26 protein-coding genes and 1 tRNA gene are annotated in these 24,454 nt (G+C 72.5%); 12 read left to right on the top strand and 15 right to left on the bottom strand.

Going from position 1 to position 24,454, the window contains the following annotated elements; genetic code table 11:
• Positions 1-90: 90 nt before the first annotated feature.
• From mshC to OHT74_RS29935, 4 genes are all read right to left on the bottom strand, one after another.
• Positions 91-1,320 carry a cysteine--1-D-myo-inosityl 2-amino-2-deoxy-alpha-D-glucopyranoside ligase gene (gene mshC / locus OHT74_RS29950; protein WP_328621903.1) on the bottom strand — a complete coding sequence of 410 codons (1,230 nt, stop codon included), beginning with the start codon at positions 1,318-1,320 and terminating at the stop codon, positions 91-93.
• Between the two features lie 110 nt (positions 1,321-1,430).
• Positions 1,431-2,297 (bottom strand): SCO1664 family protein, encoded by an 867-nt coding sequence (locus OHT74_RS29945; protein WP_328621902.1) that lies wholly within the window; start codon positions 2,295-2,297, stop codon positions 1,431-1,433.
• Complete coding sequence (locus tag OHT74_RS29940) at positions 2,261-2,851, bottom strand: DUF3090 domain-containing protein (protein WP_266668591.1); 591 nt, start codon at positions 2,849-2,851, stop codon at positions 2,261-2,263. The genes OHT74_RS29945 and OHT74_RS29940 overlap by 37 nt, the downstream gene beginning before the upstream one ends.
• A 75-nt stretch (positions 2,852-2,926) precedes the next feature.
• Positions 2,927-3,664, bottom strand: coding sequence for a histidine phosphatase family protein (locus OHT74_RS29935; RefSeq protein ID WP_266668589.1), 738 nt, complete (start codon positions 3,662-3,664; stop codon positions 2,927-2,929).
• Positions 3,665-3,741: 77 nt separating this feature from the next.
• Here OHT74_RS29935 and OHT74_RS29930 point away from each other — a divergent pair, with 77 nt between their 5' ends.
• On the top strand, positions 3,742-4,734 hold the full coding sequence (locus tag OHT74_RS29930) for a magnesium and cobalt transport protein CorA (protein ID WP_266668587.1): 993 nt from the start codon (positions 3,742-3,744) through the stop codon (positions 4,732-4,734).
• 12 nt (positions 4,735-4,746) lie between these two features.
• Here OHT74_RS29930 and OHT74_RS29925 read toward each other — a convergent pair whose 3' ends face one another.
• On the bottom strand, positions 4,747-5,535 hold the full coding sequence (locus OHT74_RS29925) for a ferritin-like domain-containing protein (protein WP_328621901.1): 789 nt from the start codon (positions 5,533-5,535) through the stop codon (positions 4,747-4,749).
• 189 nt (positions 5,536-5,724) lie between these two features.
• Positions 5,725-6,774: an LLM class F420-dependent oxidoreductase gene (locus OHT74_RS29920; RefSeq protein ID WP_328621900.1), complete on the bottom strand. Its 1,050-nt coding sequence runs from the start codon at positions 6,772-6,774 to the stop codon at positions 5,725-5,727.
• 101 nt (positions 6,775-6,875) lie between these two features.
• On the opposite strand from OHT74_RS29920, the gene OHT74_RS29915 reads away from it, so the two are divergent.
• Together OHT74_RS29915 and OHT74_RS29910 are read left to right on the top strand one after the other, a co-directional pair.
• Positions 6,876-7,868 carry an aldo/keto reductase gene (locus OHT74_RS29915; protein ID WP_328621899.1) on the top strand — a complete coding sequence of 331 codons (993 nt, stop codon included), beginning with the start codon at positions 6,876-6,878 and terminating at the stop codon, positions 7,866-7,868.
• Positions 7,865-10,171: a helix-hairpin-helix domain-containing protein gene (locus OHT74_RS29910; RefSeq protein WP_328621898.1), complete on the top strand. Its 2,307-nt coding sequence runs from the start codon at positions 7,865-7,867 to the stop codon at positions 10,169-10,171. Before OHT74_RS29915 ends, OHT74_RS29910 begins: the two co-directional genes overlap by 4 nt.
• Before the next feature lie 71 nt (positions 10,172-10,242).
• Here the strand turns inward: OHT74_RS29910 and OHT74_RS29905 are convergent, their stop codons facing one another.
• A complete protein-coding gene (locus tag OHT74_RS29905) occupies positions 10,243-10,935 on the bottom strand; it encodes a hypothetical protein (RefSeq protein ID WP_267000279.1) in 693 nt (230 codons plus the stop codon).
• 47 nt (positions 10,936-10,982) lie between these two features.
• Here OHT74_RS29905 and OHT74_RS29900 point away from each other — a divergent pair, with 47 nt between their 5' ends.
• The gene (locus OHT74_RS29900; protein ID WP_031146791.1) at positions 10,983-11,171 is read left to right on the top strand and encodes a DUF5703 family protein; all 189 of its coding nucleotides are present in this window, start codon (positions 10,983-10,985) and stop codon (positions 11,169-11,171) included.
• 40 nt (positions 11,172-11,211) lie between these two features.
• Here OHT74_RS29900 and OHT74_RS29895 read toward each other — a convergent pair whose 3' ends face one another.
• The 3 genes from OHT74_RS29895 to OHT74_RS29885 form a co-directional block, all read right to left on the bottom strand.
• The gene (locus OHT74_RS29895) at positions 11,212-11,988 is read right to left on the bottom strand and encodes a chaplin family protein (RefSeq protein ID WP_328621897.1); all 777 of its coding nucleotides are present in this window, start codon (positions 11,986-11,988) and stop codon (positions 11,212-11,214) included.
• Positions 11,989-12,086: 98 nt separating this feature from the next.
• Positions 12,087-12,320 (bottom strand): chaplin, encoded by a 234-nt coding sequence (locus OHT74_RS29890; RefSeq protein ID WP_266668575.1) that lies wholly within the window; start codon positions 12,318-12,320, stop codon positions 12,087-12,089.
• 129 nt (positions 12,321-12,449) lie between these two features.
• Complete coding sequence (locus OHT74_RS29885) at positions 12,450-13,775, bottom strand: M20/M25/M40 family metallo-hydrolase (RefSeq protein ID WP_328621896.1); 1,326 nt, start codon at positions 13,773-13,775, stop codon at positions 12,450-12,452.
• Between the two features lie 169 nt (positions 13,776-13,944).
• Here OHT74_RS29885 and OHT74_RS29880 point away from each other — a divergent pair.
• Positions 13,945-14,029: transfer RNA gene (locus tag OHT74_RS29880), tRNA-Leu, on the top strand.
• A 95-nt stretch (positions 14,030-14,124) separates the two neighbouring features.
• Positions 14,125-14,484, top strand: a complete 360-nt coding sequence (locus OHT74_RS29875; protein ID WP_328621895.1) for a zinc ribbon domain-containing protein YjdM — start codon at positions 14,125-14,127, stop codon at positions 14,482-14,484.
• Positions 14,485-14,569: 85 nt separating this feature from the next.
• Here OHT74_RS29875 and OHT74_RS29870 read toward each other — a convergent pair whose 3' ends face one another.
• The 3 genes from OHT74_RS29870 to OHT74_RS29860 form a co-directional block, all read right to left on the bottom strand.
• Positions 14,570-16,006, bottom strand: a complete 1,437-nt coding sequence (locus OHT74_RS29870; RefSeq protein WP_266668571.1) for an amino acid permease — start codon at positions 16,004-16,006, stop codon at positions 14,570-14,572.
• A gap of 217 nt (positions 16,007-16,223) precedes the next feature.
• A complete protein-coding gene (locus OHT74_RS29865; protein WP_266668569.1) occupies positions 16,224-17,768 on the bottom strand; it encodes an APC family permease in 1,545 nt (514 codons plus the stop codon).
• Positions 17,769-17,893: 125 nt separating this feature from the next.
• Complete coding sequence (locus tag OHT74_RS29860; RefSeq protein WP_266668567.1) at positions 17,894-18,841, bottom strand: hypothetical protein; 948 nt, start codon at positions 18,839-18,841, stop codon at positions 17,894-17,896.
• 194 nt (positions 18,842-19,035) lie between these two features.
• Between OHT74_RS29860 and OHT74_RS29855 the strand changes: the two genes are divergently transcribed.
• On the top strand, positions 19,036-19,467 hold the full coding sequence (locus tag OHT74_RS29855; RefSeq protein ID WP_328621894.1) for an ASCH domain-containing protein: 432 nt from the start codon (positions 19,036-19,038) through the stop codon (positions 19,465-19,467).
• A 7-nt stretch (positions 19,468-19,474) separates the two neighbouring features.
• On the opposite strand, the gene OHT74_RS29850 is transcribed toward OHT74_RS29855, so the two are convergent.
• Complete coding sequence (locus OHT74_RS29850) at positions 19,475-19,747, bottom strand: hypothetical protein (RefSeq protein ID WP_266668561.1); 273 nt, start codon at positions 19,745-19,747, stop codon at positions 19,475-19,477.
• Between the two features lie 218 nt (positions 19,748-19,965).
• On the bottom strand, positions 19,966-21,621 hold the full coding sequence (locus tag OHT74_RS29845; protein WP_328621893.1) for an FAD-binding dehydrogenase: 1,656 nt from the start codon (positions 21,619-21,621) through the stop codon (positions 19,966-19,968).
• Positions 21,622-21,706: 85 nt separating this feature from the next.
• Here OHT74_RS29845 and OHT74_RS29840 point away from each other — a divergent pair, with 85 nt between their 5' ends.
• From OHT74_RS29840 to OHT74_RS29820, 5 genes are all read left to right on the top strand, one after another.
• Positions 21,707-22,228: an NUDIX hydrolase gene (locus tag OHT74_RS29840; protein WP_328621892.1), complete on the top strand. Its 522-nt coding sequence runs from the start codon at positions 21,707-21,709 to the stop codon at positions 22,226-22,228.
• Between the two features lie 9 nt (positions 22,229-22,237).
• Positions 22,238-22,636, top strand: a complete 399-nt coding sequence (locus OHT74_RS29835) for a YidH family protein (protein ID WP_328621891.1) — start codon at positions 22,238-22,240, stop codon at positions 22,634-22,636.
• Positions 22,633-22,953, top strand: a complete 321-nt coding sequence (locus OHT74_RS29830; RefSeq protein ID WP_266668553.1) for a DUF202 domain-containing protein — start codon at positions 22,633-22,635, stop codon at positions 22,951-22,953. The genes OHT74_RS29835 and OHT74_RS29830 overlap by 4 nt, the downstream gene beginning before the upstream one ends.
• Before the next feature lie 83 nt (positions 22,954-23,036).
• On the top strand, positions 23,037-23,333 hold the full coding sequence (locus OHT74_RS29825; RefSeq protein WP_328621890.1) for a hypothetical protein: 297 nt from the start codon (positions 23,037-23,039) through the stop codon (positions 23,331-23,333).
• Positions 23,334-23,458: 125 nt separating this feature from the next.
• The gene (locus OHT74_RS29820; protein ID WP_266668549.1) at positions 23,459-24,370 is read left to right on the top strand and encodes an MBL fold metallo-hydrolase; all 912 of its coding nucleotides are present in this window, start codon (positions 23,459-23,461) and stop codon (positions 24,368-24,370) included.
• Positions 24,371-24,454: the final 84 nt, after the last annotated feature.

The following is a 24,454-nucleotide window of genomic DNA, read 5'->3' as shown; positions in this document are numbered from 1 at the left end:
GCGGTGGCCGGGGCAGGAACGGCCCCGCGGGCCGGACATGGCGATGCCCCCGCCCGGGAGGGCAGGGGCATCGGCAGTGCGTTTGCGGGGCTAGAGGGCCACGCCCAGGAGGGCGTCGACCGTCCGGGAGACCAGACCCGGCGCCGACTCGTCATCCCCGTCGGAGGCGTTCTGCGCGTCGACCCAGCGGTCCACGGCCGCAAGCGCAGCCGGCGCGTCCAGGTCGTTCGCCAGCGCCTCGCGGACCTCCTCGACGAGCGCGTCCGCCGGCAGGCCGTCCGGCCGGGACACGGCCGCGCGCCAGCGCTCCAGGCGGGCCACCGCCTGCTCGAGGACCTCGTCCGTCCACTCCCAGTCGGCCCGGTAGTGGTGCGAGAGCAGGGCGAGGCGGATCGCCGCCGGGTCCACCCCGGCGCGCCGCAGCGCGGAGACGAAGACCAGGTTGCCCTTCGACTTCGACATCTTCTCGCCGTGCAGCGCGACCATGCCCGCGTGCACGTACGCCTTGGCCATCGGGAACTCGCCCGTCAGCACCTGTGCGTGCGAGGCGCCCATCTCGTGGTGCGGGAACGCCAGGTCGGAGCCGCCGCCCTGGATGTCGAAGCCCATGCCCAGGTGGTCCAGGGCGATGGCGACGCACTCGATGTGCCAGCCGGGCCGGCCGCGGCCCAGGGAGGCGCCTTCCCAGCTCGGCTCGCCCGGACGCGCCGCCATCCACAGCATCGGGTCCAGCGGGTTCTTCTTCCCCGGGCGCTCCGGGTCGCCGCCGCGCTCCGCGGACAGCAGCCGCATCGCCTCGGCGTCCAGGTTGGAGACCTTGCCGAAGTTCGCGTCGGACTCGACCGAGAAGTAGATGTCGCCGTCCAGCTCGTACGCCGCGCCGGCGTCCCGCAGCCGCTCCACCAGCGGCACGATGCCCGGTATGGCCTCGACGGCGCCGATGTACTGCTGCGGGGGCAGCATCCGCAGAGCGGTCATGTCCTCGCGGAAGAGGGCCGTCTCGCGCTCCGCGAGCTCGGTCCAGTCCAGGTTGTCGCGCAGCGCCCGCTCCAGCAGCGGATCGTCCACGTCCGTCACGTTCTGGACGTAGTGAACCTGCCGCTTGGTGTCGAGCCACACGCGTTGCACGAGGTCGAACGCGTTGTAGGTCGCCGCGTGACCGATGTGGGTCGCGTCGTACGGAGTGATGCCGCAGACGTAGATACGGGCGACGGGACCGGGGGCGGGGGTGATCGTCCCCTGGGTCGCGGTGTCGTGGATCTGGAGGTCGCGGCCCTTGCCAGGCAGGGCGGGGACCTCAGAAGCGGGCCAGGCATGCATGTCTCGAGCCTAACCGGACGCGTGTTCCGAAAACGAACCGGACCTGCACTGTTGGCTTGATCAGCACTCTTGCGATCTGGCCGATTCTGTGCGTGCCCGGGCCGGCCGGTTCAGACCGGCGGCCAGGGGATCGCGGGCCACTGCCCGGACGGCTGCGGATGCACCCCGGTACGCAGCAGATGGGCCACCCGGGCCCGTACGGCGGCCAGCTCGACCGGTGTGATCAGTTCGGCCAGCCGGGTGGCGAGCGGCTCCCCGTCGGCCAGCCGGGCGGCCAGGGAGGCCAGCGCCTCGCGCGCCTCGCCGGTCAGCGGTTCGCCCGCCCAGCCCCACAGCAGGGTCCGCAGCTTGTCCTCGCGGTGGAAGGTCACTCCGTGGTCGATGCCGTAGAGCCGCCCGTCGGGCGCGGGCAGCAGGTGGCCGCCCTTGCGGTCGCCGTTGTTGATCACGGCGTCGAGGACGGCGAGCCGGCGCAGCCGCGGGTCGTCGGCGTGCACGAGCAGCGCGGTGCGGCCCTCCCCGACATCGGCGAGGGCGACCGGCTTCCAGCCCTCCCCCGCCTCCTCGCCCTCGACGAGGGCCAGCAGGCCGCTCCCGTCCGACTCCGCGGCGTCTTCCGGCCCGTCCTCGGTGGGCGCGGACTCGATCCACTGCTGGACCATGCCCTCGCCGTACGGACCGTCGCGCAGCACGGTCGGCGGCACCAGGCCCCATCCCATGGCCTCGGAGACCAGGTAGGCGGCGACCTCCCGCTGCGCGAGGTTCCCGTCCGGGAAGTCCCACAGCGGGCGCTCCCCCTTGACCGGCTTGTACACGCAGTCGGCGCTGGCGTCCCCGTACGTCACCGTGCACACCAGCACGGCGTTGGACGCCTCGCGGATCCGCCCGACGACGGTGAGCTCGCCCTTGGCGAGCAGCTCCTCAAGTTCCCCCGTGGCGGTCACGCCTGGCGCCGGTAGCCGTTCTGGCGCGGGCACACGTGGCCCTCGGGATCCAGCGGCAGGCTGCACAGCGGGCACGGCGGCCGGCCGGCGTTGACCACGTCCAGGGCCCGCTTGGCGAAGGCCCGGGCCTGGGCGCCGGTGAGGCGGACCCGCAGCATCGGCGGGCCGTTCTCCTCGTCCTGGAGCAGCCGCTCCTCCGCCTCGGCGAGATCCTCCTCCGAGTCGGCGTCGAGTTCCACCAGAGCCTGCGCCTCGACGATCATCCGCTGTTCCTCGCCGTCCCAGGCCAGGGCCATGGTGCCGACGCGGAACTCCTCGTCGACCGGAACGTCCAGCGGCGCGGTGTCGGTGGCCTCGGCGGGGGCGACGGCCGGTACCGGGGCATTGCCGCCGGTGCGCCGTACGACCTCGTCCAGCAGCTCGTCCATCCGCTCGGCCAGCGCCGCGACCTGGGTCTTCTCCAGGGAGACGCTGGTGACGCGGGGGCCGGACGACGCCTGCAGGAAGAACGTACGGCGTCCCGGAAGGCCGACCGTGCCGGCCACGAAGCGGTCCGGCGGATCGTAGAGGAACACCTGACGGGGCACGTCCAGTCTCCAAGTCTCGGCGGCAGGGGCAGGGCTGCGTTTATTTGGGCCAGTCCACCCTACTGCGCCGTTCGATCACGCCGCGCCCGCGCCGCCCCCCACGACGGCGTTCCCGCCGTCTTCGGTCGCGCTTTCGAAGGTCTCCGTTTCCGCCGCGGCCGCGTCCGGTGCACGGGCCGGGCGCGGGGCGAGCGAGCCGAAGTCCCCGGTGTCGCCGAGCCGGAGCAGGAACGGGCGTGTCGGCGTGTAGCGGACGGCCGTGACCGAGCAGGGGTCCACGTGGACGCGCTGGAAGAGGTCCAGGTGCATGCCCAGGGCGTCCGCGACAAGGGACTTGATGATGTCGCCGTGCGAGCACATGAGGAAGACGGCGTCGCTCCCGTGCTCCTCCTCGATCCGTGCGTTCCACTCCTGTACGGCGTCCACGGCACGCGCCTGCATGGCGCGCAGGGACTCCCCGCCCGGGAAGGCGGCGGCCGAGGGGTGCTGTTGGACGATCTTCATCAGCGGTTCATCGTTGAGCTCCGAGAGTTTGCGGTTCGACCAGTCGCCGTAGTGGCATTCGCCGATCCGTTCGTCGGTGTGCAGCGCCAGCTCCGGGCGCGCGGCGAGCAGCGGGGCGAGGGTCTCCCGGCAGCGCTGCAGCGGGCTGCTGACGGCTGCGGCGAGCGGCACCGCGGCGAGCCGCCCGGGCAGCGCCGCCGCCTGCTCGGCGCCGCGCTCGTCGAGGGCCACTCCCGGGGTCCATCCGGCGAGCAGCCCTGCGGTGTTGGCGGTGGACCGCCCGTGTCGTACGAGGATCAGCGTGGCCATACCGCAAAGCCTAAGGGCTGCCGGAAACAGGGGGGCGCGGTGCCCGTCGGGTGCGGGCCGGGCGCGGGCAGGGGAGAATGCCCCTCGTGATTGTCGACTGCGCCATGTACCGGGACGGCCGCCGCTCCCCTGCGCCCGAGGACCTCTCGGACGCCCTCGACGAGGCGCGGGCGAGCGGCGACGCCTTCCTCTGGATCGGGATGTACGAGCCGACGGAGGAGGAATTCGAGCACGTCAGCCACGAGTTCCGGCTCCACAAGCTGGCGGTGGAGGACGCGCTGACCGCCCACCAGCGCCCCAAGCTCGAGGTGTACGACGACTCGCTGTTCGTCGTCCTCAAGCCGGTGACGTACGACGACGACGCCGACACGGTGACCGCGGGCGAGCTGATGCTCTTCATCGGCGACTCCTTCGTGGTCACGGTCCGGCACGGCGAGGGGGCCGCGCTGGCCGCCGTACGCCGGCGGCTGGAGCAGGAGCCTGAGGTCCTGCGGCACGGTCCGACGGCAGTGCTGTACGCGGTGTCCGACGCGGTGGTCGACCACTACATCGAGGTCGCGGCCGAGCTCCAGGCCGACCTGGAGGAGGTGGAGGCCGATGTCTTCTCGCCGCAGGCCACGGACACGAAGAACACCGCCGCCCGGATCTACGGCTTCAAGCGGCAGGTGCTGGAGTTCCGCCGGGCGACGAGCCCGCTGCTCCAGCCGATGGACCGCCTCGCCTTCGGGAACGTGCCCTTCGTGCACGAGCACGCGCAGCCGTTCTTCCGCGACGTCGCCGACCACCTGACCAAGGCGAGCGAGTACATCGAGGGCCTGGACCGGCTGCTGTCGGACGCGCTGGCCGCGCACCTGGCACAGATGGGCGTCCGGCAGAACGACGACATGCGCAAGATCTCGGCCTGGGCCGCGATGGCGGCCGTCCCGACGATGGTGGCGGGGATCTACGGGATGAACTTCGACCACATGTGGGAGCTGCGGCAGCCCTGGGGCTATCCGGTGGTCGTCCTGGTGATGGTGGGCGTCTGTCTGGGCCTGCACCGCATGTTCAAGACCCGCGGCTGGCTGTAGCGCAAGCGCCTCCTACGCGTATTCGGGCGCGGTCACCGGTACGCCGCCCAGCGCGTTGCGCCGCTCCGGCAGGGTCAGGCTGATCATCCGGTGCCAGCCGGCGAACCGCTCGTACGCGTACATGCCGCGGATCCCGGCGGCCAGCGCGGCGGCCTTGGGCGCGGGCCAGTGCAGCAGCCGGCCCATGTGGCCCATGACGGCGAGGCTCACGTCCCGGTAGACGGAGATCTCGACGAGGGCGCTCTCGCGCAGCACCTGCTGGATGGTCCGGCCGTGCCCCTCGCGGACGAGGCGGAGCAGCTCCTCGTGGCAGTAGGCGAGGTGGTTGTCCTCGTCGTGGCTGATCATGCGGATCGCCTTGCCGACCTCGGGGTGGTCCCCGAACTGACGCAGGAGCATGACCATCTGGTCGGCGGCGCGCTGTTCGGTGACGCGGCTGTGCGAGAGGTAGACGACGATGTCCCGCTCGGTCAGCGGTTCGGCCCGGCGCAGCTTCTCGTGCGCGAGGCCGATGCCGCGCCGCTCCAGCAGCATCGTGTAGTCGGTCTCGGGCGGCACGGGGACGGGCGGCAGGCCGCGCTTGCGGAGCAGGGCCTGGAAGATCCGGCCGTGCTTGTCCTCGTCGGCGCCGTGCCGGATGATCTTGGGCGCCAGCTCGCGCATGCCGTCGGGCACCAGGGCCGCGATCCGTGCGTTCTCCCAGCCGCCCTGGGACTCCCCGCTGGCGGCGATGGAGCAGAACAGCTGGAACGAGTCGTCGTTGTCGACGATCTCCTGGAACAGGCTGCGCGCAGAGAGCATGCATCGAGTCAACGGCCGATCCGGGGGCCGGGCAACCGAGGGGTCGCACGGATCGGCCGAATGAACGATGTGAAGGGGTGAATGCGCGGGCGTAACCCGGAGGGTGCCGCCCGCGTTGTTGACTGTGACGGCCGTGGCGGGGAAGACCCCCGAGCCCCCACCACGGCCGCAGGGCCTGTGCTCGATGCCTTATGCCAGGCCGGCGCGCTCCATGGCCTCCGTACCCGCCCGCAGGGCGGTGATCCGCTCGTCCAGGGTGAACCCGGCCGGGGCGAGTGTGAGGGTGCTGACCCCGGCCTCGGCGTAGGCCCGCATCCCGTCCGCGATCCGCTCGACGGAGCCGAGCAGGGTCGTGGAGTCGATCAGCGAGTGCGGGACGGCCGCCGCGGCGCCCGTCTTGTCGCCCGCCAGGTACTTGTCCTGGATCTCGGCGGCTTCCTTCTCGTAGCCCATGCGCTGGGCGAGCTGGTTGTAGAAGTTCTGCTTCCGGCTGCCCATGCCGCCGACGTACAGGGCCGTGTACGGGCGGAACATGTCGGCGAGGGCGGTCACGTCGTCACCGACGGCCAGCGGCACGGTCGGGCAGACGTCGAAGCCCTCCATGGTCAGCCCGGCCTTCTCGCGGCCCGCCCGGATGTGGGTGAGCGCGGTGGCCTCGAGGTGCTCGGCGGCGGGGAAGATGAGCAGGGCGCCGTCGGCGATCTCGCCGGTCTGCTCCAGGTTCTTCGGCCCGATGGCGGCGATGTAGAGCGGGATGTGCTCGCGCTCCGGGTGCACGGTGAGCTTGATCGGCTTGCCGGGGCCGCCGGGCAGCGGCAGCGTCCAGTGCTCGCCCTCGTAGCTGAGGCGCTCGCGGGTCATCGCCTTGCGGACGATCTCCACGTACTCCCGGGTGCGGGCGAGCGGCTTGTCGAACTTGACGCCGTACCAGCCCTCGGAGACCTGGGGGCCGGAGACGCCGAGGCCGAGCCGGAAGCGGCCCTTGGTGAGGGAGTCGAGGGTGGCGGCCGTCATGGCGGTCATCGCGGGCTGGCGGGCCGGGATCTGCATGATCGCGGAGCCGACGTCGATGCGCTCGGTCTGGGCGGCGACCCAGGCGAGCACGGTCGGGGCGTCGGAGCCGTAGGCCTCCGCGGCCCAGCAGACGTCGTAGCCGAGGCGGTCCGCCTCCTGGGCCACGGCGAGGTTGTCGGCGTCCATGCCAGCGCCCCAGTAGCCGAGATTGATGCCGAGCCGCATGTGTCGTCCCCTTACCGGTTTACCGATCAGTAACGTAGGTCTGCGGGGGACTGTAGCGCGCCAGGGCTCCCCGCGTCAGTGCCCCAGTAGTCTCAGCGCTCATGGAGCAGAGGCATCTCGGCCGCACGGGACTGCGCGTGTCCCGGATCGGCCTCGGCACCCTGACCTGGGGCCGTTCCGCGGAGGGACCGGACGAGTCGGGCGCTGCCGAGCAGTTGAAGACGTTCTGGGAGGCGGGCGGCACGCTCGTCGACACCGCCGACGTGTACGGGGGTGGTGAGGCGGAGTACCTCCTGGGGCAGCTGGTGGGCGGGCTGGTCCCCCGCCAGGACCTGGTGATCGCCACCAAGTCGGGCTCCGTACGGGACCCGGACCGCCGGTTCAACGGCTCGCGCGGCCATCTCCTGTCGGCGCTGGACGACTCGCTGGCCCGCCTGGGCACCGACTACGTGGACCTCTGGCAGGTCCACGCCTTCGACCCGGGGACCCCGCTGGAGGAGACCCTCCAGGCGCTGGACCTGGCGGTGAGCAGCGGCCGGGTCCGGTATGCGGGGGTGTCGGGCTTCAGCGGCTGGCAGCTGGCGAAGGCGGCGACCTGGCAGCTCGCCGCCCCGGGGGTGCGCACGCGACTGGCGTCGACGCAGATGGAGTACTCCCTCCTCCAGCGGGGCGTGGAGCGCGAGGTCCTCCCGGCGGCGCTGGACCTGGGCGTCGGGCTGCTCCCGTCCTCCCCGCTGGGCCGCGGCGTCCTGACGGGCAAGTACCGGGACGGCACGCCGGCGGACTCGCGGGGGGCCTCGCCGACCATGGCCGGCTTCGTGGACCCGTACCTGGACGACGCGGCGAGCGGCATCGTGGACGCGGTGGCGACGGCGGCCCAGGGCCTGGCCGTGACCCCGCTCCAGGTCGCCCTGGCATGGATCCGGGACCGGCCGGGGGTGGTCGCGCCGATCGTCGGCGCGCGGACGTCCGCGCAGCTCGGCGAGGCGTTGTCGGTGGAGCCCCTTACCCTTCCCGAGGAGATCTGCCGGGCGCTGGACGATGTGTCGGCGCCCGTGCACCGCTACCCCGACCACGACTGGAGCACGCTGTGAGTACGGACCGCCGACCCGCATCCGCGGAGGACCCGGCCACCCCCGGCCCCCGGGCCGAGGCGGCCACCCCCACCGAGCCGCCGCCCCAGCCCGCCGACGAGGCGACCGGCTCCGGCGAAGCAGGGAGCGAGGAAGCGGCCGACGGGGCAGCCGGCTCCGGCGAGGCCGGGAGCGAGGCCGGGGGTCCGGGGGCGGAGCCCACGGTTTCGGGAAGGCGCGGGGTGGGGGAAAGCCCCGCAGGGACCACCTCCGGCGAAGTCCACAGCGACCAGCCCCCCGCAGCCGAGCCCGAGCCCGATGCCGATCAGCCGGACCAGCCGGACCAGGACGACTCGGCGGAGCCGGGGGGCGGCGCCGCCGAGAAGGGCGAGGCCGCGCCCGCGCTCAGCGAGGCCGAGGCCGAGTTGGCCGCGCAGAAGATCGAGCGGGAGCGCATCGCCCGCCGCAAGGCGGAACGGCAGGGCCCGGTCGACGCCGGAGCCAAGCTCAGCGGGAAGGCCGCCGATCTGCTGGCCGCCGTACGGGCCGTGGAGAGCGGGGACAAGCCCTCCCCGGTGTACTTCGACGAGGCCCCGACCGCGCCCCGCAAGCCCGCGGCCCCCGCCGCGCAACCGGCCCCCCGCCCCACGCCCCCGGCCCCCACCGCCGCCGGCATCGAGGGCGTGCGCTCCGTACTGGCTCGCGGCGGCGCCCCCGAGGCGCTGGCCGGACCCGCCGCCACCGCCCTCGGCGAAGACGCCGCGGAGCAGCTCGCCCACGACCCCTGGCGGCTCCTCGCCGTGGCCGGCGTCCGTCCCACCCAGGCCGACGGCTTCGCCCGGGCCCTGCTCGGCCCCGAGGCCGGTCCCGGCGACGAGCGGCGTGCCGCCGCCCTCGTGGGCTGGCTGCTGGAGCAGGCCGCGCTGAAGGGGCACACCGCCCTGGAGGCCCCCACCCTGGAATCCGCCCTCGCCCAGTACGGCGTCCCGGATCCCGCCGCGTCCCTGGAGCAGGCCATCGGCGAGGGCACCGTCCTCGTCTTCCACGAACCGCTCGGCCCGCCCGTCGCCGAAGGCGAGGAGCAGCCCGTGCGCGTCCTCGTCGGCCTCGACGGGTACGCGCTCGCCGAGGAGAGCCTGGCCGACGGCCTGGCCCGGCTGGCCAACACGTTCAACGACCCGGCGGACTGGGAGAAGGCCGCCACCGGCCCCGGCGCCGACCTGATCCGCGCCGTCTCCGGCCACGGCCTGGTCACCCACACCGGCGGCGAGGCTGCCCGCGCCGAGCCGATGGCCCTGCTGGCGGCCGCCCGCGACCTGGGCCTGCGCGTCTGCCTGGCCGCGCACACCCCCGCGCAGGACGCCGTCACCGTGGCCGGGCTGCTCGCCGGCACGGAGGGGTCCGGGCGGGACGCGGACGGGCAGTTCGCGCTGGACCTGCTCGTGGTCCTCGACGCCCCGCAGCTGGACGTGGAGACCGCCGCCGCGCTCGTCGAGTCCGTCCCCGACGGGGCCCGGCTGGTCCTCTCCGGGGACCCCGGGGTGCTCGGATCCGCCGGGCCCGGGAGGGTGTTCGGCGATGTGCTGGCGGCCCGCGCCTGCCCGCAGCTGGTCTCCCGCACCCCCGACCCGGGCCCGATCGGCGAGCTGGTCTCCGGGGTCGGGATCGGCGAGCTGAACCAGGTCGACGCCCCCGGCCGGGAGGTCGTCATCGTCCCGGTGCGCGACGCCGGGGAGGCCGTGCACCGCGCCGTGCAGCTGGTGGCCGAGTCGGTACCGCGCGCCTTCGGGATCCCGGCGGACGCCGTCCAGGTGATCACCCCGGGCCACGGCGGCCCGGCGGGCACGCGGGCGCTGAACGCGGCCCTCAAGGAGCGGCTGAACCCGGGCCCCGGCCGGTTCGGCGGCTTCGACCCCGGCGACCGCATCGTGCACGTGCCCTCGCCCGGACGGGCCGTGCCGGCCAGGGTGGTGTCGGCCGATGCGCAGGGGCTGCACCTGGACGCCGCGGGCGCGCGGATCGTCGTACCGAAGGAACACGTGGAGTCGCAGGTGCGGCACGGCTGGGCGGTGACGGCGCACCAGGCCGTCGGCGCCCGCTGGCCGGCCGTGGTCGTCGTCCTGCCCGGTGACGCGGCCCAGGCCCTCTCCCGGGACTGGGTGTACACGGCGTTCGGGCGGGCGGAGCGGCATCTGTCCGTGGTGCACGGCGTGGACCAGGCGCTGCCGCGCGCGGTCGCGGAGGTACTGCCGAAGCCGCGTACGACCCGGCTGACCGGCCTCCTGCGTGCCCTCGCGGCCGCGGCTCAGGACCAGCCGGAGTAACCCGCATACGACACCGCGGCCCCCGCCCTGTTCGGGACGGGGGCCGCGGTGTCGTGTGCGCGGGGCCCGGATCAGGCGGGCGTCAGGCCGGGCTGCGCCGCCTGGCCGCCCGCTTCCTCCGCTTCGTCCGCGTCTTCCTCGTCCTCGTCCTCGTCGAAATCGTCGGCTTCCTCGTCGAAGACGGAGCTGACGTCGAACCGGTGCAGTACGTCCTGGGGATCGGTGTGCCCGAAGGGCGAGCCCAGCCACTCCCCCGGTTCCGCGACCTCCTCCGAAGCCGCGATCCAGAGCGTGGAGTCCCCCTCCTCCAGGCCGAACTCCTTGTAGCGGGAGGCGATCTCGTCGGGCTCGTACTCCCCGAAGAGCACACCCAGTGCACCTGCCGTGCCGCCGTCGAAGGCGAGCTCGGCTTCCCGGTCGTGCGCGGCGACCCGCTCGGCCTGGGCGATCAGCCTCGGCGGTTCGACGACGGCGTAGTCGCGGCGGATGAGCACGCTGAAGGCGGCGGGCTCGGCGGGCCCGGTGTACGGGACACCGTCCTCGGGCGTGGGGATCTCGAAGGGGGTGACCTCGTCGTACCGGTCGTAGAGGAGTTCGTCGTACTCCTCCGCAGCGGCGGCGAGTTCGTTGAAAGCGGCGTAGACGGCCGGGTCCTCGTCCCCGATCCTGCTCTCGACCGCGGCGAGGTGACGGTCGAGCGCGGCCTTGACCGCCTCGGCGGCGGCGCGTACCTCGGCAACACTGGGCAGAGCGGCATCAGACATAGTGCAGACGCTATCCGTAGCAGGGCTCTGCCCGCACAATAGATGCGATGCCGGAATACGAATTTGTCGACGTGTACGTGCCCCGCGGTGTGCCCCGCAAGGAGGCGACCCGCCTGCTCACCGACCATGCCGAGTACGGGAACTGGGAACTCGACCGGCTCACCCTGCATCGGGACGGCAGCCGTCGTGTGCGGCTGCGCCGCCGGATCATCCGTCAGGTCCGCGCGACCTGGTGACGCGGGCCCCGGGTCGGGGCCCGCGTCGTGAGGGCGCCTGTCAGGCCGCGCTGCGGGCGCGCCGGTAGAGCACGGCACCGGCCAGCAGCGTGCCGGCGGCGAGCGGCAGGCCCACGCCGAGGACGTCTCCTGCGCCGGTGGCTGCCAGACCCGCTTGCTGAGCGGGCGCGATCCCGGTCCCGGTCCCCTGGCCGGGGTGCGTCACGGGAGTGACACTGCCCGCACCGGGGCCGGTGGAGCCACCGGGCGTGCCAGGCGTACCCGGAGTGCCGGGCTGACCGTGGTTGCCGGGCGTGCCCGGGTTACCGGGCTGGCCAGGAGTTCCGGGGTTGCCGGGCTGGCCGGGATTGCCGGGCGTACCCGGGTTGCCGGGCTGGCCGGGATTGCCGGGCGTACCCGGGTGGTTACCGGGCTGGCCGGGGGTCCCGGGGTTGCCAGGGTGACCCGGCGTGCCGGGGTTACCCGGGTGGCCCGGGTGACCCGGCTCGTCCTCGTCGCACGGCTCGTCCGGCTCCTCGGGCTCGCCCGGGTGGCCGGGATTGCCCGGGTGTCCCGGATGACCGGGGTGGTGGTCCGGCGTGGCCGAGTGGTTCGAACAGCGGTTCCCGAAGGCCGGGTTCAGCAGCCCCACGACCGAGACGGTGTTGCCGCAGACGTTCACCGGAGCATCCACGGGTGCCTGGACGGTGTTCCCGGACAGCAAGCCCGGAGAGTTCGCGGCATGGCCGGACGCGCCGGAGTCCGCGTGTGCGTAACCCCCACCCAGCGCGAGCACACCCCCTGCGGCCGCCATGGTGATCAGGACTTTGCGTCGCATGTGTTGTCATCCCCCTGCTGTGTACGAACAGCCGGGCCCTGAAGCCCGGCGGCCCCGGAGCGCTGGAATGCGCTCCGGGGCCCAAGACTTCAGACGCGTCAGGCGTTGACGCAGGCGTTGCCGAAAGCCGGGTTCAGCAGGCCCACGATGTTGACCGTGTTACCGCAGACGTTCACGGGCACGTGGACCGGGACCTGGACGACGTTGCCGGACAGGACACCGGGGGACCCGATGGCCGCACCCTGGGCCTCCGCGTCGGCGTGGGCCAGGCCCGCACCCGCGAGAACCAGACCACCGGTGGCAGCCGCAGCGGCGACAACCTTCTTGAACATTGTTCCTCCTAGTTGGCAATGCGGTCCCAGCCGCGGACCGCACCACCTGTAACGAGGAGGCATCACCAGGGCTACGAGCGTATGAGCGCATTCACTCTTCTCAGTGGAAAACGCACACCTTCCCGATTCTCAGCAGTTGTCAATGAATCGGTCGAGCACGCGCACCCCGAACTTGAGCCCGTCCACCGGCACGCGCTCGTCGACCCCGTGGAACATCCCGGCGAAGTCCAGCTCCGGCGGCAGCTGCAGCGGGGCGAAGCCGAAGCAGCGGATGCCGAGGTCGTCGAAGGACTTGGCGTCCGTGCCGCCCGACAGCATGTACGGGACCGCCCGCGCGATCGGGTCCTCGGCCTTGAGGGCGCCCTGCATGGCGTCGACGAGCTTCCCGTCGAAGTCCGTCTCGAGGGCCTTGTCCCCGTGCACGTCCTCGCGCTTCACGCGCGGGCCGAGGATCCGGTCGAGGTCGGCGAAGAACTCGTCCTCGTAGCCGGGCAGGAAGCGGCCGTCGACGTGCGCGGTGGCCTGGCCGGGGATGACGTTCACCTTGTAGCCGGCGCCGAGCATGGTCGGGGCGGCCGAGTTCCGCAGCGTCGCACCGACCATCTTGGCGATGCCGCCGAGCTTGGCCAGGGTCGCGTCCATGTCGTCCGGGTCGAGCGGGGTTCCGAGCGCGTCCGAGAGCTCGTCCAGGAAGTGTCGAACGGTCTTGGTGACGCGCACCGGCCACTGGTGGCGGCCGAGCCGGCCCACCGCCTCGCAGAGCTCCGTGATGGCGTTGTCGTTGTTGGTCATGGAGCCGTGGCCCGCGGTGCCGTCCACCGTGAGCCGCATCCAGTGCATGCCCTTCTGGGCGGTCTCCACCAGGTACAGCCGCAGGTTCTCGTTGACGGTGAAGGAGAAGCCGCCGACCTCGCCGATGGCCTCCGTGACGCCCTCGAACAGCGCCGGGTGCTTGTCGACGAGGTGCCGGGCGCCGTAGGTACCGCCCGCCTCCTCGTCGGCGAGGAAGGCCAGCACGATGTCCCGCGGGGGCTTGCGGCCGCTGCGCAGCCGGTCGCGTACGACGGCCAGCGTCATCGCGTCCATGTCCTTCATGTCGACGGCGCCGCGGCCCCACACGCAGCCGTCGGCGATCTCGCCCGCGAAGGGGTCGTACGTCCAGTCGGCGGCGTTCGCCGGCACGACGTCGGTGTGCCCGTGGATCAGCAGCGCCGGCCTCGACGGGTCCTCCCCCTCGATGCGCGCGACGGTCGAGGCGCGCCCCTTGTGGGATTCGAAGATCTGCGGCTCCAGCCCGACCTCGGCGAGCTTCTCCGCGACCCACTCGGCCGCCTTGCGCTCGCCGGGGCCGGAGTGGTCTCCGTAGTTGCTGGTGTCGATCCGGATGAGGTCCCGGCAGAGGTCGACGACCTCGTCCTCGCCGGAAACGGTCCTGCTCGCGCTCGACTCGCTCACGCTGCTTCCTCCCACTGATCGGTGCCGACTGCCTCCCCATCCTCGCGCGTGGGACGGCTCTCCCCAAGGGCGATCCCCGGCCGTCGGGGGGTGTGATCGAGGGCCCCGGAATGTTTGGTAATGTTTTCCACGTCGGAACGGCCCGCGAGGGACGCGAGACAGACACCTTGTCCGGGTGGCGGAATGGCAGACGCGCTAGCTTGAGGTGCTAGTGCCCTTTATCGGGCGTGGGGGTTCAAGTCCCCCCTCGGACACACAGAGCGAGAACCCCACTTCGGTGGGGTTCTTCGCGTTTGCGGCGTTTCTCTGCGTTTGTTCGGCCCGTTCCGGGTCGGGCTACCCTGAAGGCGTGATCGAGAACCTTCCCCCTTGCCCGAAATGCTCCTGTGAGTACACCTATGAGATGAATGCCCTCGTGGTGTGCCCCGAGTGCGGCCACGAATGGGTTCCCGCCGAGGGCGGTGCGCAGGACGGGGCCGGTTCCGGGGAGCGGGTCGTCAAGGACGCCGTCGGAAATGTGCTGAGCGACGGCGACAGCGTGACCGTCGTGAAGGCGCTCAAGGTCAAGGGCAGCCCGTCCGGGATCAAGGCGGGCACGAAGGTGCGCAACATCCGGCTCATCGACGGCGTGGACGGCCACGACATCGACTGCCGGATCGAGGGCTTCGGTGCCATGCAGCTGAAGTCCAGTGTGGTCAAGAAGGCCTGATCGGCAGCCCTCGTCACGACGGGCCTCGCAACGACAAGAAGGACCCCGCCTCGGGCGGGGTCCTTCTTCGTTCACGGCTGGGCCGTCAGCGGTTCGCGGCGAGCTCCGCCACGCGGCGGCGGACCAGGAACCAGCCGCCGACGAGGGCGGCCCCGATGACGGGGACGCACAGGACCGTGGTGCGGCCGACGCCGCCGTCGCACCACATCAGGACCAGCACGGTGGCGAGGAACACCAGCGTGACGATCTGCGTGTACGGGGCCCAGGGCAGGCGGTAGGACGGGCGCTCGAGGGTGCCCTCCTGCGTGCGCCGCCAGAAGAACAGCGAGCAGAGCATGACCATGGCCCAGGTGCCGAGGATGCCCAGCGAGGCGAAGTTCAGGACCAGCTCGAAGGCGTCCTTCGGCATCAGGTAGTTCAGGCCGACGCCGGCGAGGCCGAAGGCGGCGGTGAAGAGCACGCCGCCGTAGGGGACCTTGCCCTTGTTCATGCGGGCGGTGAACTTCGGCGCGGAGCCGGACATGGCCATCGAGCGCAGGATGCGGCCGGTGGAGTAGAGGCCGGAGTTCAGGCTGGAGAGCGCCGCGGTCAGGACGACCAGGTTCATGATGCCGGCGGTGCCGGGGATGCCGAGCTTGTCGAAGACGGTGACGAAGGGGCTCTGGTCGCCGGAGTACGCGGTGTACGGCAGGAGCATCGCGAGCAGGACGACGGAGCCGACGTAGAAGAGGCCGACGCGCCACATGATCGAGTTGATCGCCTTCGGCATGATCTTCTCGGGGTTCTCGGTCTCGCCCGCGGCGACGCCGCACAGCTCGACGGAGGCGTACGCGAAGACGACGCCCTGGACCACCAGGAGCATCGGCAGGACGCCGGAGGGGAAGATGCCGCCGTTGTCGGTGATGGTGGACAGGCCCGGGGTGTAGCCGCCGATGTCGTGGCTGGTGGCGACGAGGTAGATCGCGACGACCAGGAAGATCGCCAGGGCGGCGACCTTGACGAGGGAGAACCAGAACTCCATCTCGCCGAAGTACTTCACCGAGATCAGGTTCGCGGTGAGGACCACGGCGAGGGCGATCAGGGCGAGGACCCACTGCGGGACGCTGGTGAACATGGACCAGAAGTGCGCGTAGGTCGCGGCGGCGGTGATGTCGGCCACGGTGGTCGTGGACCAGTTGAGGAAGTACAGCCAGCCGGCCGTGTAGGCGCCCTTCTCCCCCATGAACTCGCGCGCGTACGAGACGAACGCGCCGGAGGAGGGCCGGTAGAGCACGAGCTCGCCCAGGGCGCGGACGACGAAGAAGGCGAAGATGCCGCACACCGCGTAGGCGATCGCGAGGGAGGGGCCCGCGTTGGCGAGCCGGCCGCCGGCGCCGAGGAACAGGCCGGTGCCTATCGCCCCGCCGATCGCGATCATGTTGATGTGGCGGGACTTGAGGTCCTTGCTGTAGCCCTCGTCACCGGCGTCGACGTGGCGGGAGGACGCCGGGGCCGGGGCCTCGGTCAAGGTGCGGTCACTCATGTAGGACTTCGCCTTCGTGGGTAGGACAGGCAGGTCCGGGCCGCCGCGCAGGGGAGCTGGGTGGTGGTCACCTGTGCGAGGTCGGATGGTTTTGTCGACACAGGAGACCATGAGCCCGGGCCATGACCAAAACCCGCCCTCCTCGCGCAGAAGCCCCCGGCGACCATGGAAACGGGTGCCGGGGGCTTCGTACGAGCTCGAAAGCGAGGCGGTGGGGTCAGTCGCGGGGGTCGGCTTCCGCGGCCTGGTCGAGGCGGAAGGCCTCGTTCCCGAGGCCGATGCGGGCGTGCACCTCGGGGCGGCTGCGCCGCAGGACGACCCCGTACAGCAGTCCGCCCACGACGGCGGCGCCGATGATCCCGGGCAGGAGCCAGCTGAGCGCGGAGCCCTCCTCGGCGCCGACCAGGACGCCGAAGTCCTTCACCGTGTACCCGGCGATGCCGAGCAGGGCGACTCCGGCGGCGCCGGCCGCGACGAGCCGCCAGACCTGGGCGCCGGCGGTGCCGCGGCGGACGAAGAAGGCGATGACGGCGAAGGAGGCGGCGGCCATGAGAAGGGTCACGCCGAGGGCGCCGACGCTGCCCATCCAGGTGAACAGGTGCAGGACGGGCGCGGTGGGGTCGCCGGCGGGCTTGTCGTCGGTGAAGGCGAAGGCGAGGACCACGAGGGTGGAGATGACGGTCTGCAGGAGGGAGCCGGTGGCGGGGGCACCGGTGCCCGCGCTGGTCCGGCCGAAGGCGGCCGGGAGCAGTCCCTCGCGGCCCATGGCGAAGGCATAGCGGGCGACCACGTTGTGGAAGCTGAGCATGGCCGCGAACATGCCGGTCACGAAGAGGACGTGCAGGACGTCGGTGAAGGTGGTGCCGAGGCGGCCCTCGGTGAGCTGGAAGAGCAGGCCGGGGCCGGCTTCGGCGGAGGTCTTGACGACCTCGGAGGGGCCGGTGGCGACGGTGAGGGCCCAGGCGCTGAAGGCGAAGAAGAGGGCGACGAAGCCGACGGCGAGGAACATCACGCGGGAGACGACGATGTGGGGCTTGCTGGTCTCCTCGGCGTAGACCGGGGACTGCTCGAAGCCGACGAAGGCCGCGATGCAGAAGCAGAGGGCCGTGCCGAGTCCGGCGCCGCCGAGGGTCCCGGGGTCGAAAGCGTGCAGCGAGAGGCCTTCGGGGCCGGGGTCGCCGAGGGCGGCGATGTCGAAGACGACGACGAGGGCGCACTCGATGAGGAGGAGGACGCCGAGGACGCGGGCGTTGAGGTCGATCTTGAGCCAGCCGAGCGCGCCGGTGAGGGCGACGGCGGCCAGGGCCGGTATCCACCAGGCGACGTCGATGTGGAGGTAGGTGGCGAAGAGGCCGGAGATCTCGAAGCCGAGGATGCCGTAGACGCCGACCTGCATGGCGCTGTACGCGACGAGGGCGACGAGCGAGGCGCCGGCGCCCGCGGTGGGGCCGAGGCCGCGGGCGATGTACGCGTAGAAGGCGCCGGCGTTGTGGACGTGCCGGCTCATCTCGGCGTAGCCGATGCTGAAGAGCGCGAGGACGATGCCGAGGATCACGAACAGCAGCGGCTGGCCGACGACGCCCATGACGCCGAAGGTGGTGGGCATGACGCCCGCGACCACCATCAGGGGTGCACTGGCGGCCAGTACGGAGAGCAGCAGGCCGGCGGTGCCGAGGCGGTCGGCGCGCAGGGCTCGGTCCTGGCCCTTGTAGGTGCGGATCTCGGGCGCGGTGCTGAGCGTGGTGGATCTGCCCGTCGCCATGGCGGGGTGTCCTTTCGGGGGAGGGTAGAGCGGAGCGGGGTGCTGTGGAGCGGGGGTGCAGTGGAGCAGCGTTCGGTCGAGCGGGGGTGCGGTCGAGCGGCTGGCTGTGGAGCGGGGGGTGCGCGTCAGGCCGTGCCGAGTGCGGCGCTGCGGGCGGCGAGGAAGGCCTTGTGCGGGTCGAGGTCCGGATAGGACCAGGGGGCGGGCGTGGCGTGGCTGCCGATGCGGTGGAAGAGGGCCGCGGCCTCGGCCGGGCGGCCCTCGCAGAGCTTGGCGTGGGCCAGGAAGTTGAGGTCGACCCGGTTGCGGGGGTGGTCCTCGCGTTCCCATTCGAGCCACCAGTCGAAGGCGGAGCGCAGCACCTGGCGGGCGCGGCGGTTCGACCAGTGGGCGGCGGCCCCGTCGGGGGTGCGGCCCTCGGTGGCGGCGAGCACGCGGTAGCGCTCGGCGTGGGCGATGACCGGGAGGACGGCGAGCGGGGAGTCGGCCGGGGACTCCTCGGCGGCCCAGGCGGCGAAGTCGTAGACCTCGTGGAGCGGGTCGGGGCCGGCTCCGGGGGTGTGCTCGGCCAGCCTGGCGACCATCAGGTGGTGGGCGTGGTGGTGCTCGCGGTGGCGGGCCCGGACCTGGTCGAAGTGGCGGCTGAACTCCTCCTCGGTGCCGAAGGCACGGGAGAGCATGAGCAGCCCCAGCCAGGGGGTGGGGTCGGCGGGGAGCAGGGCGGCGGCCCGGCGGCAGGCCTGCTCGGCGGCCTCGGGCGTGCCCTTGCGGCGCAGGGCGGAGAAGACGGCGGCGCAGGCGAGCAGGGTGGCGGCGTCGGGGCTGTCGGGTTCGGCGAGCAGCCATTCGCGGGCCCAGGCGGTGGCCGCCGGGGTCTCGGCGAGTACGACGACGCGGTGGCCGCGGCGGTCCCAGTCGTCGCCGGTGCCGACGAGGAGCGAGCGGGCCTTGGCCCACCGGCCCTGGGTGAACTGGGTGCGTACGTCGACCAGTTCGGTGTCGCAGAGGGCCGGGTCGAAGAGCTGGGCGTCCCGCTTGCGGGCGCGGCCGAGGGGCGGCGGAGGCGGGGACATCCGCGGGATTCCCTCCAGGGCACGGGCGCGGGCGGACGGTTGGCTGGATGATCACGCACAGCAAAGCGGTAGGCACAGCTCCGCGTCAAGGTCCAGTCCACTGCGTGGCGCGTTTCAACTGGTATGTACATGACGCCAGTTGGGGCCTGTCAACCTGATCGCGGCCGCCGTGGGCCCGGCCGTAGGGTGGCCTCATGACGACGTACGACGATCTCCCGCCCGCCCTGTTCGCCTTCCCCGGGCCGCTGCGCGAGCGCCTGGTGGCAGCGGTGCTGAGCGGCGCGAAGACCACGACGACCGGGTTGCTGGCCGATTACGCGGCCACGGGCGACCCCTTGCCGGTGGTGGGCGGGCGGATGGCGGTCATGGACTCCGCGGAGCGTCCGGTGGCCGTCCTGGAAGTGACGGACGTACGCGTTCTACCGCTCGCGGAGGTGGACCTCCGGCATGCCTTGGACGAGGGCGAGGGGTACACGTCCGTGGCCGAATGGCGCGTTTCCCATGAGCGGTTCTGGCACGGGCCGGAGATCCGGGAGGTGCTCGGCGACCCGGAGTTCACGGTGGCCGACGACACGCTGGTCGTCACGGAACGCTTCCAGGTCGTCGAACGCCTGCGGACGACCTAGTGCCGCACTAGTGGGCCGCGCGGCAGGCCCCGCTCGCAACGTTCGCGGGGATGCCGGCCTCCTGCAGGCTCGCGGCGCAGCTGGTCTGATTGCCGATCGTGCCCTCGTAACAGGCCTGCCCGACGGCGTCCGTGACCTGCTTGCCGTGCTGCACGATGTAGTTCTCGCAGTCCTGGATGCTGGTGGGGGCGGCGGTGGCGGCCGGGGCGGCGATGAGGGCGCCGCCGGTGGCGAGGACCAGGCCGGCCAGGATGCCGGGGATACGGGCCGACGGACGCATACGGATGCACCTGCTCTCTCGGTCGGTCACGCGATCCGCGAGTGCGCCGGACCACGGGCGGGGGCGGCGCGGAGCGGGCACTCCGGGGGGCGACCGGCTCGCGCAACGGTCACCCTCGCCCTTCCGACGCTAGAGCACGCCACCGGCACCCGCACCTGCGCCCGCACCCCGACCGACGGGAGCCGCGGACCGGGCCGGGGCCCGGGCCGGTGTCCGCTTCAGCCCACCGCCCGGGCCGCGGCGCGACCCGCCGCGCGGCCCGAGAAGATGCAGCCGCCGAGGAAGGTGCCCTCCAGGGCGCGGTAGCCGTGGACCCCGCCGCCGCCGAACCCGGCCGCCTCGCCGGCCGCGTACAGGCCCGGCAGCGGGTCGCCGGATGCGGTGAGGACCCGGGAGGACAGGTCGGTCTCCAGGCCGCCCAGGGACTTGCGGGTCAGGATGGAGAGCCGTACGGCGATCAGCGGGCCCGCCTTGGGGTCCAGGATCCGGTGCGGGGCGGCGGTCCGGATCAGCTTGTCGCCGAGGTACCTGCGGGCGCCGTGGATGGCCGTCACCTGGAGGTCCTTGGTGAACGGGTTGGCGATCTCCCGGTCCCGGGCCACGACCTCCCGGCGGACGGTCTCCTCGTCGAGCAGGTCCTCCCTGGTGACCGCGTTCATGCCGCGCACCAGCGAGCCGAGGTCGCGTTCGACGACGAAGTCCGCGCCGTTGTCCATGAAGGCCTGCACCGGTCCCGGTACGGCCTGCCGTGCCCGGTCGATGACGTCGCGGACGGACTTGCCCGTCAGGTCCGGGTTCTGCTCGGAGCCCGAGAGGCCGAACTCCTTGCCGATGATGCGCTGGTTGAGCACGAACCAGGTGTGGTCGTGGCCGGTCTTCATGATGTGGTCGAGGGTGCCGAGGGTGTCGAACCCGGGGAAGAGCGGTACGGGCAGCCGCTTGCCGGTGCCGTCCAGCCAGAGCGAGGACGGGCCGGGCAGGATGCGGATGCCGTGCTTGGCCCAGATCGGGTTCCAGTTCTCGATGCCCTCGGTGTAGTGCCACATGCGGTCCTTGTTGATGTGGCTGGCGCCGGCCTCCTCGGCGATGCCCAGCATCAGGCCGTCCACGTGCGCCGGGACCCCGGAGAGCATCCGCTGCGGCGGGGTGCCGAGCCGGTCCGGCCACTGCTTGCGTACGAGGTCGTGGTTGCCGCCGATCCCGCCGCTGGTCACGATCACCGCCTGGGCCCGGAGGGAGAAGGCCCCGGTGCTCTCGCGGCCGCTCGCGGTGCCCCGTACGGCGCCGGAGGGCTCCAGGATCTCGCCCGTGACGGTGTCGAGGACGCCGGCCGTCCGGGCGAGCCCGGTGACGCGGTGGCGGAACCGGAGCCGGACCAGGCCGCGGGCCGCCCCGGCGCGGACCCGCCGCTCGAAGGGTTCGACCAGGCCGGGCCCGGTGCCCCAGGTGATGTGGAAGCGGGGGACGGAGTTGCCGTGCCCGTTCGCGTCGTAGCCGCCGCGTTCGGCCCAGCCGACCACCGGGAAGAAGCGGACGCCCTGGGCGTGCAGCCAGGGCCGCTTCTCTCCGGCCGCGAAGTCGACGTAGGCCTCGGCCCAGCGGCGCGGCCAGGCGTCCTCCTCGCGGTCGAAGCCCGCAGTGCCCTGCCAGTCCTGCAGGGCGAGCTCGCGGCTGTCCTTGATCCGCATCCGCCGCTGTTCGGGCGAGTCGACGAAGAACAGCCCGCCGAAGGACCAGTGCGCCTGGCCGCCGATCGACTGCTCGGGCTCCTGGTCGAGCAGGATGACCTTGCGGCCCGCGTCGACGAGCTCGGCGGTGGCCGCCAGGCCCGCGAGCCCGGCCCCGATCACGATCACGTCTGCGTCGTACGTCATTGCGAACCCGTCCTCCGGTCGGTGGTGGGCCAGATCCTTGGCTACGGAGCGGTAACCAGTCAACAGCGGTGGTTGGATGAGCCGTGTGAGTGCTGCTGATGAAGTACTGGACGTGGTGGACCGGGAAGACCGGGTGACGGGCCAGGCGCCGCGGGGCGAGGTGTACGCGGGCGGGCTGCTCCACCGGTGTGTGTTCGTGCAGGCCAGGGATGCGCAGGGGCGGATCTTCGTGCACCGGCGGACGGCCTCGAAGCTGGTCTTCCCGTCCGCCTACGACATGTTCGTGGGCGGGGTGCTGGGCGCCGGCGAGAGCTACGCGCAGGCCGCCCTGCGGGAGGCCGAGGAGGAGCTGGGCGTGCAGGGGCTGGCGCAGCCCGTGCCGCTGTTCAAGTTCCTGTACGAGGGGCCGGGCGGGGCCTGGTGGTCGTACGTGCACGAGGTGCGCTGCGATCTGCCGGTGCGGCCGCAGGAGTCGGAGGTGGCCTGGCACGCATGGCTGCCCGAGGAGGAGCTGGCCGAGCGGGTCGCGGACGGCGAGTGGGAGTGGGTGCCCGACGGGCTGGAGGCGTACCGGCGACTGCGCGCGCACCGGAAGTCCGCCCAGTAGATTGATCAGGTGATCGACTTCGTCAAGGACGTGCGCCTCTGGTTCGCGCCGCAGCGGCTGAGGGACGAGGGCGAGACCCCCGACTACCGCTTCTCGCTGGCCAACGAGCGGACCTTCCTGGCCTGGATCCGGACCGCCCTCGCCCTGGTGGGCGGCGGTTTCGCGGTGGACCAGTTCCTGCCCGACCTGCGCTGGGGGGTGCGGGTCGGGATGTCCCTCGCGCTGCTCGCAGTGGGTGCGGCCTGCGCGCTGCGGGCGGTGAACCACTGGGTGCGCTGCGAGCGGGCGATGCGGCTCGGCGAGGACCTGCCGCTGTCCCGGTTCCCGGTGGTGCTGAGCCTGGGGGTGGGGCTGGTCGCGGTGTCGATGGTGCTGGTGGTGCTGCTGGGCTGGACGAGCGGGCAGTGACGTCCTCCGGTACGGCGGGGCGCGACGCGGGGCTGCAGCCCGAGCGGACCCGTCTCGCGTGGCGGCGTACGACGCTGGCGTGCTCGGTGACGGCGGTGCTGGCGCTGCGGCAGGCGCTGCGCGGGTCGGGTTCGCCGGTGGAGGTGCTCGGGGCGGCGGTGATCGTACTGATCTGGCTGGCGTTCCTGGGGGTCGCGCACGTGCGGATGCGGCAGCTGGCGGCGACCCGGCCGCCGGGGCTCGCACCGCGGTCGGCGCTGGCGGCGGTGGCGTGCACGGTGGCGCTGTCGGTCTTCGCGGTGGCGGTCATCTTCTGAGCGGCTGGTCGGATGATCCGGCTTGTCCGCGCCACTTGGGACACAACAGGCGATAAGGGGCGTTCCGCATTAGCCTCGGCGCCATGACGACCATGCACCAGGAACACCCCACCCACGAGCACACCCACGGCCCCGGCTGCGGCCACACCGAGGTGTCCCACGGCGACCACGTCGACTACGCGCACGACGGCCATCTGCACCGCGAGCACTCCGGGCACTGGGACGAGTGCGAGGCCGCGGGGCACAACGCCCACGAGGCCCACGACCACGCCCACGGACCGGCCTGCGGGCACGAGGCCGTGCAGCACGGCGACCACGTGGACTACGTGCACGACGGGCACCGGCACGCCGAGCACGACGGCCACTACGACGACCACTGACGGGCTGCTGACGGGCCGCTGAAGCCGCTGAAAACCGGCCGGACCGGCAGGCCCCCGCTCTCCCCCGGCGCCGCCGCGACTGGCAGGATGCTGACCGCTTGTCAGAGCGACCCAGGGGAGAGCAGATGACCGCCGAAGAGCCGTACCTCGTCCAGCCCGCGAGCGGGGTCTACGCCTACGTCCAGCCGGACGGCGGCTGGTGCCTCAACAACGCCGGCTTCGTGAGCGACGGCGGCCGGACCCTGCTCATCGACACCGCGGCCACCGAGCGGCGGGCGCTGGCCCTGCGCGAGGCGGTCGTGGCGGCCGGGGTGCCGTTGCCGCGCACGGTGGTCAACACCCACCACCACGGCGACCACACGTACGGCAACGGCGTCTTCGCCCCCGAGGCCCTGATCCTCGGGCACGACAACGCGCGCACCGAGCAGCTCGCCGCCGGGCACCAGCTGGAGATGATCTGGCCGACGACCGACTTCGGCGCGATCGAGATCACCCCGCCCGACCTCACGTACAACGACCGGACGACCCTCCACCTCGGCGGGACGGAGGTCCAGGTCATCCACCCGGGCGTCGCGCACACCACCGGGGACTCGATCGTGTGGCTGCCCCGGCAGCGGACCGTGTTCACCGGCGACCTGGTCTTCGCCGAGGGCACGCCGTTCCTGGCGATGGGCTCGCTGGCCGGTTCGCTGCGGGCGCTGGAGCTGCTGCGCTCGCTGGGCGCGGAGACCGTCGTACCGGGCCACGGGCCGCTGACGGACCCGTCCGCCTACGAGGCCACCGAGCGCTACCTGCAGTACGTGGCCGAACTCGCCCGGGAGGGCAGGGCGAAGGAGCTGAGCCCGCTGGAGGTGGCGCGCGAGGCCGATCTCGGCGAGTTCGGGACGTGGCGGGAGAGCGAGCGGCTGGTGGCGAACCTGCACCGGGCGTACGCGGAGCTGGCCGGCGAGCCGGAAGGGGCGCCGCTGAACATACTGGCGGTGCTCCAGGACATGACCGTGATGAACGGCGGCACGCCGATCCTCTGCCACGCGTGACACGCGCGGCGCCGGCGTTCTGACCCGCTGTTCCGACCCGCTGTTCCGAGCCGTGGACGGGCCGGAGGATCCCCTCCGGCCCGT

The sequence above is a fragment of the Streptomyces sp. NBC_00354 genome, from assembly GCF_036106915.1.
Classification (GTDB): domain Bacteria; phylum Actinomycetota; class Actinomycetes; order Streptomycetales; family Streptomycetaceae; genus Streptomyces.
This window is presented reverse-complemented; position numbering and strand designations above follow the sequence as displayed.

What these genes read in the sequence shown, in the direction of transcription:
- mshC (WP_328621903.1), bottom strand. Translation starts at nt 1,320, where the DNA reads ATGCATGCCTGGCCCGCTTCTGAGGTCCCCGCCCTGCCTGGCAAGGGC.
- OHT74_RS29935 (WP_266668589.1), bottom strand. Translation starts at nt 3,664, where the DNA reads ATGGCCACGCTGATCCTCGTACGACACGGGCGGTCCACCGCCAACACC.
- OHT74_RS29930 (WP_266668587.1), top strand. Translation starts at nt 3,742, where the DNA reads ATGCCCCTCGTGATTGTCGACTGCGCCATGTACCGGGACGGCCGCCGC.
- OHT74_RS29925 (WP_328621901.1), bottom strand. Translation starts at nt 5,535, where the DNA reads ATGCTCTCTGCGCGCAGCCTGTTCCAGGAGATCGTCGACAACGACGAC.
- OHT74_RS29920 (WP_328621900.1), bottom strand. Translation starts at nt 6,774, where the DNA reads ATGCGGCTCGGCATCAATCTCGGCTACTGGGGCGCTGGCATGGACGCC.
- OHT74_RS29915 (WP_328621899.1), top strand. Translation starts at nt 6,876, where the DNA reads ATGGAGCAGAGGCATCTCGGCCGCACGGGACTGCGCGTGTCCCGGATC.
- OHT74_RS29905 (WP_267000279.1), bottom strand. Translation starts at nt 10,935, where the DNA reads ATGTCTGATGCCGCTCTGCCCAGTGTTGCCGAGGTACGCGCCGCCGCC.
- OHT74_RS29900 (WP_031146791.1), top strand. Translation starts at nt 10,983, where the DNA reads ATGCCGGAATACGAATTTGTCGACGTGTACGTGCCCCGCGGTGTGCCC.
- OHT74_RS29895 (WP_328621897.1), bottom strand. Translation starts at nt 11,988, where the DNA reads ATGCGACGCAAAGTCCTGATCACCATGGCGGCCGCAGGGGGTGTGCTC.
- OHT74_RS29890 (WP_266668575.1), bottom strand. Translation starts at nt 12,320, where the DNA reads ATGTTCAAGAAGGTTGTCGCCGCTGCGGCTGCCACCGGTGGTCTGGTT.
- OHT74_RS29870 (WP_266668571.1), bottom strand. Translation starts at nt 16,006, where the DNA reads ATGAGTGACCGCACCTTGACCGAGGCCCCGGCCCCGGCGTCCTCCCGC.
- OHT74_RS29865 (WP_266668569.1), bottom strand. Translation starts at nt 17,768, where the DNA reads ATGGCGACGGGCAGATCCACCACGCTCAGCACCGCGCCCGAGATCCGC.
- OHT74_RS29860 (WP_266668567.1), bottom strand. Translation starts at nt 18,841, where the DNA reads ATGTCCCCGCCTCCGCCGCCCCTCGGCCGCGCCCGCAAGCGGGACGCC.
- OHT74_RS29855 (WP_328621894.1), top strand. Translation starts at nt 19,036, where the DNA reads ATGACGACGTACGACGATCTCCCGCCCGCCCTGTTCGCCTTCCCCGGG.
- OHT74_RS29850 (WP_266668561.1), bottom strand. Translation starts at nt 19,747, where the DNA reads ATGCGTCCGTCGGCCCGTATCCCCGGCATCCTGGCCGGCCTGGTCCTC.
- OHT74_RS29845 (WP_328621893.1), bottom strand. Translation starts at nt 21,621, where the DNA reads ATGACGTACGACGCAGACGTGATCGTGATCGGGGCCGGGCTCGCGGGC.
- OHT74_RS29825 (WP_328621890.1), top strand. Translation starts at nt 23,037, where the DNA reads ATGACGACCATGCACCAGGAACACCCCACCCACGAGCACACCCACGGC.
- OHT74_RS29820 (WP_266668549.1), top strand. Translation starts at nt 23,459, where the DNA reads ATGACCGCCGAAGAGCCGTACCTCGTCCAGCCCGCGAGCGGGGTCTAC.